The sequence below is a fragment of the Bradyrhizobium sp. genome, from assembly GCF_049586575.1.
In the GTDB taxonomy this organism is placed as follows: domain Bacteria; phylum Pseudomonadota; class Alphaproteobacteria; order Rhizobiales; family Xanthobacteraceae; genus Bradyrhizobium.
Genome location: NZ_JBAVCF010000646.1, coordinates 1 through 10,991, shown reverse-complemented (window position 1 = coordinate 10,991; position 10,991 = coordinate 1). Strand labels below are relative to the sequence as shown.

General features: G+C 63.2%; 9 protein-coding genes. 1 reads left to right on the top strand and 8 read right to left on the bottom strand.

All coding sequences use genetic code 11. The features are described 5' to 3' along the window. Window positions 1-96: 96 nt before the first annotated feature. From WB528_RS23865 to WB528_RS23835, 7 genes are all read right to left on the bottom strand, one after another. The gene (locus tag WB528_RS23865) at window positions 97-1,815 is read right to left on the bottom strand and encodes an ABC transporter permease (RefSeq protein WP_423891329.1); all 1,719 of its coding nucleotides are present in this window, start codon (window positions 1,813-1,815) and stop codon (window positions 97-99) included. A 174-nt stretch (window positions 1,816-1,989) separates the two neighbouring features. Then, window positions 1,990-3,054 (bottom strand): ABC transporter substrate-binding protein, encoded by a 1,065-nt coding sequence (locus WB528_RS23860; RefSeq protein ID WP_423891327.1) that lies wholly within the window; start codon window positions 3,052-3,054, stop codon window positions 1,990-1,992. Between the two features lie 12 nt (window positions 3,055-3,066). Further along, the gene (locus WB528_RS23855) at window positions 3,067-4,137 is read right to left on the bottom strand and encodes an ABC transporter ATP-binding protein (protein WP_423891325.1); all 1,071 of its coding nucleotides are present in this window, start codon (window positions 4,135-4,137) and stop codon (window positions 3,067-3,069) included. Between the two features lie 146 nt (window positions 4,138-4,283). Next, a complete protein-coding gene (locus WB528_RS23850; RefSeq protein WP_423891322.1) occupies window positions 4,284-5,471 on the bottom strand; it encodes a pyridoxal-phosphate-dependent aminotransferase family protein in 1,188 nt (395 codons plus the stop codon). 211 nt (window positions 5,472-5,682) lie between these two features. Beyond that, window positions 5,683-6,516, bottom strand: a complete 834-nt coding sequence (locus WB528_RS23845) for an LssY C-terminal domain-containing protein (RefSeq protein ID WP_423891320.1) — start codon at window positions 6,514-6,516, stop codon at window positions 5,683-5,685. Between the two features lie 135 nt (window positions 6,517-6,651). Continuing rightward, on the bottom strand, window positions 6,652-7,380 hold the full coding sequence (locus WB528_RS23840) for a thermonuclease family protein (protein ID WP_423891318.1): 729 nt from the start codon (window positions 7,378-7,380) through the stop codon (window positions 6,652-6,654). A gap of 109 nt (window positions 7,381-7,489) precedes the next feature. Then, window positions 7,490-9,226: a hypothetical protein gene (locus WB528_RS23835; protein ID WP_423891316.1), complete on the bottom strand. Its 1,737-nt coding sequence runs from the start codon at window positions 9,224-9,226 to the stop codon at window positions 7,490-7,492. 492 nt (window positions 9,227-9,718) lie between these two features. On the opposite strand from WB528_RS23835, the gene WB528_RS23830 reads away from it, so the two are divergent. Next, on the top strand, window positions 9,719-10,588 hold the full coding sequence (locus tag WB528_RS23830) for a caspase family protein (RefSeq protein ID WP_423891314.1): 870 nt from the start codon (window positions 9,719-9,721) through the stop codon (window positions 10,586-10,588). 157 nt (window positions 10,589-10,745) lie between these two features. Here WB528_RS23830 and WB528_RS23825 read toward each other — a convergent pair. Continuing rightward, the coding region (locus WB528_RS23825; protein WP_423891312.1) for a GIY-YIG nuclease family protein at window positions 10,746-10,991 on the bottom strand (246 nt) is incomplete at its 5' end.

Genomic DNA, 10,991 nt, shown 5'->3' with positions numbered 1-10,991 from the left:
GGGCTGGGGGCCACAAAAATACTGTTATTGTACGGTTCTTCCGTAACGTCCCCACGCTTTCGCGGGGGAGGGATGGAAAGATGCCCCCGCCGGCTTCTAATTTCGCAACCGTGCGCCGGCATTGCTCCCGAACACGGGAATCCGGTTGACAGCCAGCACCACCGCGAAGGTGATCAGGAGCATGGCGATGCCGAGCACGGAAATGGCGGCGAGATCGCCGCTCTCATTAAGGTCGTAGATCAAGACGCTGATCACCTTGGTCTGCGAGGTGAACAGCACGATTGCCGCCGAGAGTTCGCGCATCACGCCGATGAAAATGAAGCACCAGGTGGCGATGACGCCGGTGCGCAGCAGCGGCGCGGTAATCTGGCGCAGCGATTGCAGCCGTGTCGCGCCGAGAATGCGGCTTGCTTCCTCGAGCTCCGGGTGCACGGTCGCGAACGCCGCCTGCAATTGCTGATACGCCGACGGCAGGTTGATGGTCAGAAACGCGACCAGCAGAATCCAGAGCGTGCCATAGAGCACGAAGGGCGGGCGGGTATAGCTCAGGAACAAGCCGACGCCGAGCACGATGCCGGGGACGGCGACCGGCGCGGTGGCGAGAAAGCCGAGGATGCGGTGGCCCGGGATCATCTTGCGTGTCGTGACATAGGCGATCACGAGCGCGAGCAGGGTGCCGAGCGTGGCGGTCGAGGTGCCCAGGATCACGGTGTTTTTCAAAGCGAGCTGGGTCGACGACAATTCGGTGAACACGAACACGATGTTGTGCAGCGTGAAGGTCGAAGGCGTCACCAGCGTCGTGGCGTTCGGCGAGAACGCCGCATTTAACAATGCGAAATACGGCAGGAACACCGGATTGAGCAGCACCACGAGGCAGAAGGCGAGCGCGACCCAGCGCCACTTCTTCATCTCGACCTTTCGCGGCGCGCCATATTTGCCGCCCAGCACCGAGAAGCCGCGCCGTCCCAGCAGGAATTTTTGTCCCTGCAACAAGAGAATGGTCAGGATCAGGAGCGGTATCGCGGCGGCCGCGGCGAGTTCGAGCTTGGGCGGGTACTGAAACAGGCTCCAGATCTTTGTCGTCATGACGTGGAAACCCGCGGGCAGCGCCAGGATCGCGGGCGAGCCGAACAGGGTCATGGCTTGCAGGAATGCGATCAGTGCGCCGGCGACAAGGGCGGGAAGCGCGAGCGGAATCGTGATGCGCCGGGCGGTGGTCCAGGCCTTACCCCCGAGAATGGCGGAAGCATCTTCGAGTTCGCCCGGCATGTTGTCGAGCGCGTTCGCAACCAGCACGAACACGAAGGGGAACGTGTAACAGGAAATTACGAAGATGATGCCGGTAAGCGTATAGATGTCGAACAGGTGCTGGTCGGACGCCGCTCCCGTCAGGAAACGAAACAGCTGGTTGAGCAGCCCGCTGTTCGGCGCGGCCAGCAATTCCCAGGCAATGGCGCCGAGAAACGGCGGCGTCACGAAGGAAGCGGTCACGAGCGCGCGGATGATTTGCCGGCCGGGCATGTCGGTGCGCGACACCAGCCATCCCATCGGGGCGGCGATGAGGCAGCAGATCACGGCCGAACTCGTTGCGATGATCGCGGTCGTCAGCAGCGGGTCAAGGAAATCGGGGTCGGTGAATAGCGTGACGAAATTCTGCAGCGTCAGATGACGGGCCTTGTCGGTGACGCTGTAGATCACGAGCCATGACATCGGCAGCACGATCAGGACGATCATTACGCCTGCGAACAGCCACAGGACCGGTCTGGTCCAGTCGATTTTGACTCTGGGGGTGTCGATGTTGCTGGCGATGGTCATGTTATCAAACTCGATTTCTGCTGCGTGCGCTACCTGCGAACTCCCTCCCCCTGAAAGGCGAGGGTCGGGACGGGGGTCTATTGGCGATGATGCTGGCTGGATCCCCTCCCGTCGCTTCGCGCCGACCTCCCCTTTTTAAGGGGAGGTAAGCACTTCCTCGCCACGAGGCGAGAGCTAAACCCTGAACAGTCGCGCATAACGTGTCTTGATCTCGTCGGCCATTTTCTCGACGCCGGCCGCGTCCTCCTTCATCAGCTTGATGTCGGAGAGCTTGCGGCGGCCCGGCTTCGGCGTCACCTGCGGATGGGCTGAATATTGCGCGGTAAAATCGGTGAAGAACTGCTGGGTTTCGCGGCTATGCAGCCAGGCCTGAAACAGCCGCGCGGCATTCGGATGCGGCGCGCTGGCGAAAATGGCGGTCGGACCCGAGATGGTCGGCGTCCCTTCCGACGGATAGAGCGGCTCGACCGGCTGGCCGGCCTCCTTCAGCATCACGACGTTATAGTCGTTGCCGTCCGCCATAAGCGCACGTTCGCCGAGCGCCAGCTTCTTCGGCGGATCGGTTGACGACTGAACCTGCATCACGCGCTGCTTCGAAAGCCTCTCGAGATAGTCCCAGCCGAGATCGCGAACGATCTGAAAGGTCGCGGTCATGATGGTGCCGCTGTAGGCGGGGTGTCCCTTGACCATCTTGCCGGTCCATTTCGGATCGAGCAGATCGGCGAAGCTCGTTGGCGCCTCGGCCGGTTTGACGAGATTGGTGTTGCAGGCGATCGACGACAGCCAGATCCGCGACGTCACAGACACACCGTCGGGATCGTGATAGTCGGCCGGAAAATATTTCGCGACATCCTCCGGGACGAAGGGCGCCAGCCAGCCATTCCGCTTCCACGAGAGGACATGCGAGGCGTCAGCCGTGCTGATCACGTCCGCGGCGTGGATATTGGATGAAAATTCCTGCCCGATCCGCTGGAACAGCCGCTCCGAACCGGAGCGTTCGATCTGGATTTCAACGCCGGGATATCGCGCCTCGAAAGCCTTGCCGAGTTTTTCGCCGACCGGCAGGTCCATCGCGGAATAGAGCACGACCTTGCCTTCGCGCTTGGCCGCCTCGATCAGTTGCGGCGTGATCGCAACCGCTTCCGGAGCGGCCGCCTTGAGCGGGGAAGCGAACAGCGAAAACCCGAGCGCGGCCGATCCCTTGATCACCTCGCGCCTGGATGGTCTTCGCCGCTTCATCGCGTCCTCTATCTACCGGCTCAGCGCCCGGCAGCGCTCCGGCGGCAACGTCAGCCACACCTCCGTGCCGGCAGGAATGGCGATTTGCGGCGAGGTGACCGCGCGCAGGCTGGTGCCGTCGGCGGTCTCCAGCACGTAGTCGCGGTTGGCGCCGAGAAACACCTGCCGCGTCACGGTCGCCTTCACCGTGTTCTCGGTTCCTTGCGGGATGCCGGTCGAAAACTGGATGTCGTGCTGGCGGATCGCGACCGCGGCGTCCTGATTGGCCGCAAGCTTCGCGCCCACCACGCGCAAGGTCACGCCGGAAAACGCGATGTGGTTCTCGTCGCGGGCCGTGCCCTTGAGCACATTGCTGGCGCCGATAAAGCGCGCGACGAATTCCGATTGCGGCTGATCGTAGATATCCTCGGGCGTGCCGAGCTGATCGATCTTGCCGCCGTTCATGACCGCGATGAGATCGGCCGTCGTCATCGCCTCCGACTGATCGTGGGTGACGTACACGGTCGTGTAGCGGTATTGGTCGTGCAGCCTTCGAATTTCGAAGCGCATCTCCTCGCGCAAGTTGGCATCGAGGTTGGAGAGCGGTTCGTCCAGCAGCAATGTTTCCGGCTCGACGACGAGCGCGCGGGCGAGCGCAACGCGTTGCTGCTGGCCGCCCGACAATTCGCCGGGATAACGCTCCGCCAGGATTTCGAGCTTGGTGGTCTGAAGGATGGCCTTGAGCTTCTTGGCGATGGTGTCGCGGTCGAGCTTGCGCAGCCGCAGGCCGTAGACGATGTTTTCGGCCACCGTCATATGCGGCCACAGCGCGTAGCTCTGGAAGATCATCGACATCTTGCGCTGCTCGGGCGGCAACGTGCGCGCGGCCGACGACACCAGGCGGTCGCCGACGCGGATTTCGCCGCCGCTCGGCTCGAGGAAGCCCGCGATCAGCCGCAGCGTCGTTGTCTTGCCACAGCCGGAGGGACCGAGAAGGCAGACCAGTTGCCCGTGATCGACCCGCAGGGAGACGTTATCGACGACCGTCACCGAGCCAAATCGCTTGGTGAGGTCACGCAATTCAACCGACGCCAATCCGTTCACTCCCCGTTGTTCTTGCGTATTTCGCCGTGACCAGATCGGCGCCGGCAGCGGAAACCTGCCGTGGCCGGCCGCTTATTTATCGCAAGATCAATATAAGCACGAATGCGCGCCGGCCGGAAAGACCTAGAAAGCGGCGATTTCAGGCATCACGCCGGAACGTTGTCGCCAAGCCAGCCGATCGCGGCCTCGACGCCGCCTTTGCCGTGGGGAATGCCGAGCGCCTGGAGCGCGACCTCGATGACGCCGAGCGTTCCCAGCATCATCGGCGCGTTGACATGGCCCATATGGGCGATCCGGAACGCCTGGCCGGTCAATTCGCCGATCCCGACCCCGAGCACCACGCCGCACTTCTCCTTGCAGTAGCGCTGAAGCGCGGCCGGGTTGTGGCTGTCGGCCATCAGGACGGTCGTGACCGTATTCGACCGCTCGGGAGCGTCGGCGACATTGAAGCCGAGCACCTGTCCCTCCGCCCAGACCGACACGGCGCACCGCACCGCTTCGGCCAATAGCCGGTGACGCAGGAAGACGTTTTCGAGGCCTTCCGCGTCGATCATGTCGATGGCTTGACGAAGCGCGAACAGCAAGTGAATGGGCGCGGTGCCGCCATATTTCCGGTAGTGCTCGGTGCCCTCGCGCTCGGTCCAGTCCCAATACGGCGTTCGCAGGTTCGCCCTCTTGTGAATTTCCTGGGCACGGTCGTTGGCCGCGCAAAAGCTCAGGCCGGGCGGCGTCATCAGGCCTTTCTGCGAACCGGACATCGCCACGTCGATGCCCCAGGCGTCCATCTCGAACGGCATGCAGCCGAGTGAGGCCACCGCGTCCACAAGGTAAAGTGCGGGGTGACCGGTCGACTTGATCGCCTTGCCGATCGCTTCGATGTCGTTGCAGGCGCCGGACGCGGTATCGATCTGCACCACCAGGATCGCCTTGATCTTGTGGTCCTTGTCCTGCCGCAGGCGGGCCTCGACCTCGGCCGGTCGAACCGCGCGGCGCCAGTCGCCCTTGAGCACCTCGACATCTGCGCCCATGGCGGCGGCTGCATTGCCCCAGCCCACGGCGAACCGGCCGCTTTCCAGCACCAGCACCTTGTCGCCGCGCGAGAGCACATTGCTGAGCACGGCTTCCCAGGCGCCGTGGCCGTTGGCGATGTAGATGTAGGATTTGCCCTTGGTGGCAAACAGCCGGGAGAGGTCGCGCAGCAGGCCATCCGTCAGCTGCACCATCTCCTCGGAATAGATGTCGAGCGCCGGGCGGTGCATCGCCCGCAGCACCTCGTCGGGCATGGTGGTGGGTCCGGGGATCGCCAGGAATTCCCGGCCCGCGCGAACGGCCATTATCGTGATTCCTCTAACGGGGTTGCTGGAGCAAGGGATGCAGGGGAATGGCGGGAAATTCAAGCAGGGAGGGGATGATATTAGAGTGTGGCTGTCATGCGGGCCAAAGCGTTTTCGAGCGAAGTGGAAGCCGGTTCGCGTGAAGAAAACGCGTCAAAACAAAAATTCAGAGCCCCGGTCTCGATTTAATCAAAGCCCGATGGGCTCCAGGCTATTTTGGCAGCGCATCGGCAACGGCGTGCCAGATCTGATCCTTGATCTCGGTCGCCATCGGACTTGGAATGATCTCGGCCGGCGTTGTCCGTTTTTGGCACGCCATGACCAGCCGCAGGATCCACACCTCGCCGTCGGTGTAATAGGAATCGCCACCGCCGTTTCGCCCCGCCAGCGTCACGCCGATGCCGGTCACCTGGTATTTGGCGTCGACCATCTGGGCCTGCTCGAGATCTGTGGCGAGCAGGCTCCGCTCGGCGTCGATGTCGCCGGAGATATGATGGGTGATGGCGCCGGTATAATGACTGACGCCGACGCCGCGATCGAAGGTGGCGTCGCCAAGCCAGACCGGCCGCTTTTCCTGGCCCTGATCCAGCACCTTCCAGAACCGCACATGATGGCGGCGTTCGGCGCTCGCGCCGGCCGGCTTCTCGAACGCGAAGTCTTCGCGGCGGCCGAGATAGAACAGCGGACTGACAGGCGCCTCGTGGTACGGCCGGTCTAATAGCACGCTGCCGGCAATCTCGATCGAAGATCGCAGGGTCACGGGATCGGCGGGATACCAGCCGGCCGCCCGCATCGCGCAGAGCACGTCGAGCTTGTCGCCGATCAAGCCGACATTGATGGGATCGCCGGGAATGCCCTGCGCGGTGCGCGTCACCATCGGCAGATCGGCAAGACGGCGTTGATGTTCGTAATGATTCCACAGTGCCGGCAGCGCCAGGTAAGCCAGCGCGATGTAGGCAAGTACGACGCTGAATGCGACGAGCAGAAACTGCTCCAGCCGCGAATGCGGGTGATGGGACGGCAAGATGATGACAAAGCGATTCATCACGGCGTCTCCGTTATGCGCACTGGAAATAATAGTTTGCCAGAGCTCCTTTGATTCCGAGGTTCGCATCAGGGGTTGCCGCGATACCAGGCGAACTTCGGAATCGGAGCTCCAGGCCACCCGCGTAGGTTCCCGTTATCGTCGGGTCTCGCGGCAGCCCGCGGCTTCCGCCTCTTCGACCGAGCAGAACCAGCGCGTGCCCTTGCTGATCTTCATCTCGATTCGGGCGTACCAGCGGCTGGTCGGCTTGTGATAGATGCACTCGCCGGCGCGATTGACATTACCCTTGATGGTGCAATCCGGCGAGGGCGCGACAGACCCCGAAGCCGACGCCAGCAGGATCGCACTGGCGCTCTCCGGCGGCTTGGTGGCGCCGAGGATGGTGGTCTTCTTGTTGCGAACTCGCCAATCCCAGGGCGCGATGAACGCCCCCTGCCACATGCCGGCCTTGGCTTCACGCGCGGCCTTCTCGTCGGCGTCGTAGTCATGCGAGGCCCGCGCGTAGGATAGCGCCCATCCGCTGCGTACCATCCATTTCTGGATGTCCTCGCCGTCGACGTCGCATCGCGCCATCACCCGGCCGCGGCGGTCGGCGGCCGAACCCGGATGGCAGGTCCAGGTCTTGCCGTCGGTATGCTTGATGAGTTCATCGCGCGCTGCCACGCCGCAGGTCCAGCGTTCGCCCTTGTTGTTGAGACAGAGTTGATCGACGGAGGGCGCATCTATGCCGCCAAGACGAATCCGGCTGGTTCCGATCACGACCGTGTCGCCCTCGCGGACCCTGGCCGTGCCGGTGATGTCGGCGGCCTGCGCCGCAGCGGGCAGGCACAGCATTGTCATCGCAAACAGGAACTTCAGGCGCATGTGAAAAGGCCCATGCAAAATGGAACTGGCGACAACAGATTGTGGTGCGGATTGGGTTGGGACACCAGCGGATTTCTACAACTACGCAGCGGACAATGTTCCGGTTTCGCTAGCCGTTCGCTCGCGTGAGCGCGCGTCGCGCCAGCGACAGGCCCATCAGCACAAAGGCTGAAGTGGCTTCCGGACCACCGACGAGGATACGGGTCGGCGTCTTCATCTTGTTCCACTCATAGGCCTTGAATGGCCCATGACGGCCGCCTTCGCCGAAATGGCGGACGATGCAGTGCAAGGCTGGCGTAAGGTGAGAGGCCTCCGCGCCGAGGTGGCCCATTGCGATCAGCGCCAGCGCCGCATCGAACGGATTCATCTCGTTGGCGATCAGGACATCCTGCACGTAAGCCAGCACGCGTTCCCTGATGAATTCGAACGCGCCGTCCGGGTCGATCGCCTTCCGCGCGTCCTCAGGCAGCGCCATGAAGGCCGCATGGCAGCGGCCGAAATAGGCGCAATAAAGCTCCGGCAGATAATAGATGTGCGAGCGCGGATCGGCGAAGGCGCCACTGGCCGCGAGATTCCGCTGGAACTTGACGATGCCGCGCAACAGGTCGAGCCGCTGCGGCGTTTCCAGGATCTTCCAGCGCGAAAGATTCCGAAAACTCACCTCCAGCACATCGAGATTGAGCGTCGGATCGAGGTCGTTGCCGTAGGGGCGATCGCCGTTGAGGTTATCGATCCAGGTGACGATGCCGCCGTCGTAATCGATGTTATCGTTGATCGGCACCGTGACCTTCGGCGCGTTGGCGCCGGCCTTGACCTGATAACCTTGGTAGAAGTCAGGCAAAGGCTGATCGAGCATCGCATCGGCGGAGCCGGCTTGTGTCACTGCGGAGAACGCGCAGGCCGTGGTGTCGCAGTCCGGCACGTAGAGGCCGAAGCCGAGTTTCTCCTTGATCTCGGCGAAGAAGCGCGAAAAGCGCGGATGCGGCGCCGGCGCGATCGCGGTGACGACGTCGAAGGCGCGTCCGTCCGTGCCGCGTACTCGCTCGCGGCTGGGGCCGAGGCAGAAATCCGCCATCGCGGAAATCGCGCGCTTCGCCGCTCCGGCCTCCTCAGATGAAGCCAATCCGGTCTCGAGGAAGCTCAGCAGCGACTCGATATAGAACGCGTCGTAATAGGCCGAGCGGTGGCGGATCTGTATCGGCTGCCACATCGGCTCGGCGATGCCTTTCCAGGGCGGACTGATCAGCCCGCGCGCCGGCGAGCGCGCGATGAAGACGCGCGCCAGGTTGAACAGCAGCGTCGAATTCTTGTAGCCGCGCGCGTCGAGCCCGGTGAGCGCCATCAGGAATTCACGGCCGCCCATATCGGGGTCGCCGATCAGGTTGAAGGCGGCATAGGCCGGGATGAAGCCGCATCTGCCGAACGATCGCAGCAGGTGCGCGCCGCAGGCGCGGATCACGCGCTCGATGTCGGCGAGTTTGGGCGGCGCGGTCTCCGCACCCGAGACCGGCTTCGGCCGCGGGTGATGCACCTCGATCGTATCGAGCAGGCGAGCGACCGGCTGGCCGATTGCGGCCCAGTCCGGCCGCTCGTCGTCGCGCGCACGTATCAAGGCCTCGCGCAGTGCGTTGAGCCGCGATCCGTCGTTCAGTTCGGTGAGTCCGGTCCGGCGCAGCAACGGACGCAAGGCCGCATTGCCGAGCGCGGTCCGGTAGAATTGGGAGAGATGGGCGTCGCCGCCGGCGCCATTGAGCAGCAGCGGATCGCAGACGTCGTAGAGCGACGGCCCGTCCTTTCGGGCCATCAGCGCGCGGCAGGCGGCTCCAGCGAGATCATGAAACGCCATTGAATTTTCTTTTCCCCCGCCGGCTGACCTGCGGCAAATTCACTCCCGCTGCCCGGGCCTTCCCCCAAGTATCCCAGCAATGGCACGAAAGATGCAGCAATTTCAAGGAAATGGCGGCCCCGCGGATGGACTACTATATAAAGACGGCTGCGGGATCGAGATCACGGAACCGGCGGCACCGGGAACCCTTGTTAACGGACAAATAAGGTTGCGGGCAGGTTACCCGCCGGGTTAAGAATTTGTTTGTTGCGGTGCCGCAAATTGAGCGCAATTCGACGCCAAACGGCCCCGATCACCAGCACCGCCGATCTGAAGTCCCCGCACGGCATGCGGCGGGTTCTCCTCGGGGACTTCAGATCGATAAGCGGTTCCGGGAGACCAATAAGTTGCTGATGCCCATAGAACTTCTGAAAGTGGCATCAACGAAAGCAAACGAGTATCTGGCGCGACCGAATGGCGCGCGATGGACAGCGATTTGGGATGAAACCTGTGATGAGTTTTTTTGGTCTTGGCATCTCCCGGCGCTCGCTCGCCATCGCGGCGGCGCTGGTCGGCACGGTGTCACTGGCCATTGGGGCCCACGCGGCGCTGAACAACAAGCGGTCGGTGGATGCCACCAAAGCCGTCGCCGCCGAACAGGTGGATGACGCTGCCGCCAGGCGGCCGTCCCGGCTCGCGCTCGTGATCGGCAATGGCCATTATCCCGACGCCAATGCGCCGCTGACCCAGCCGATCAATGACGCCCGCGCCCTGACCGGCGCGCTCCGACACGAAGGGTTCGATGTCGATGTCATCGAAGACGCCAGCCATGACGAAATGGTCCGCGCCATCGCCCGCCTGAAATCGAAGGTGCGCGCCGATTCCGTGGTGATGCTGTTCTTCGGCGGCTACGGCATCCAGGTCGGCCGCGAGAGCTACATGATCCCGGTCGATGCCACGATCTGGAAGGAAGCCGATGTGCGCCGCGACGGCGTCAGCGTCGAAGCCGTGCTCGATGCGGTCAAGGAATTCGGCGCCTGCGCCAAGCTCGTGGTGCTCGACGCCTCGCGCCGCAACCCCTATGAGCGCCGCTTCCGCACCTTCTCGCATGGGCTGGCGCCGATCACGGTTCCCGACAACGCGTTGATCCTGACTTCGGCTTCGCCCGGCGCGGTGGCGGACGATTCCACCGGCGCGAATTCGGTGCTGGTGGCCGAGCTGCTCAACCATATCAACGACAAGGCCGATCGGCCGCGCGCGGCGGAAACAATCTTCAACCAGACCCGCGTCGCGATCTCGCGCGCTTCCGACGGCGCCCAGGTGCCCTCGGTCTCTTCCTCGCTGATGGAAGACGTCAGCTTCAACGTCAAGGCGGGCGGCTAAGCCCTATTGCCGGTGTAGTCGTCCCTGCGAACGCAGGGACCCATAACCACCGGCTTGTGTGGTTACGGGAGGCGTCTACCCGTGGTTTTCCGGCCGATAGGCCGCAGCGTATGGGCCCCTGCGTTCGCAGGGGCGACGAGGGATATTTGGTCTCCCGCTAGACCAGCAAATCGCTGAGATCACGCCATTCGAGATTGTCGCGTTCGACAAGCTCGATCTTCCAATCGCGCTTCCACCGCTTCAACTGCTTTTCGCGGGCAATAGCTTCCTCCGGGCGGTCATAGGGTTCGACGTAGACAAGTCGATGGATGCCGTGGGCTTTCACGAACGACGATCCGTCGCCGTTGCGGTGCTGCTCCAGCCGCTTCTGCAACGAGTTGGTCACCCCGATGTAGAGGGTTCC

What these genes read in the sequence shown, in the direction of transcription:
- WB528_RS23850 (WP_423891322.1), bottom strand. Translation starts at nt 5,471, where the DNA reads ATGGCCGTTCGCGCGGGCCGGGAATTCCTGGCGATCCCCGGACCCACC.
- WB528_RS23860 (WP_423891327.1), bottom strand. Translation starts at nt 3,054, where the DNA reads ATGAAGCGGCGAAGACCATCCAGGCGCGAGGTGATCAAGGGATCGGCC.
- WB528_RS23830 (WP_423891314.1), top strand. Translation starts at nt 9,719, where the DNA reads ATGAGTTTTTTTGGTCTTGGCATCTCCCGGCGCTCGCTCGCCATCGCG.
- WB528_RS23865 (WP_423891329.1), bottom strand. Translation starts at nt 1,815, where the DNA reads ATGACCATCGCCAGCAACATCGACACCCCCAGAGTCAAAATCGACTGG.
- WB528_RS23845 (WP_423891320.1), bottom strand. Translation starts at nt 6,516, where the DNA reads ATGAATCGCTTTGTCATCATCTTGCCGTCCCATCACCCGCATTCGCGG.
- WB528_RS23835 (WP_423891316.1), bottom strand. Translation starts at nt 9,226, where the DNA reads ATGGCGTTTCATGATCTCGCTGGAGCCGCCTGCCGCGCGCTGATGGCC.
- WB528_RS23840 (WP_423891318.1), bottom strand. Translation starts at nt 7,380, where the DNA reads ATGCGCCTGAAGTTCCTGTTTGCGATGACAATGCTGTGCCTGCCCGCT.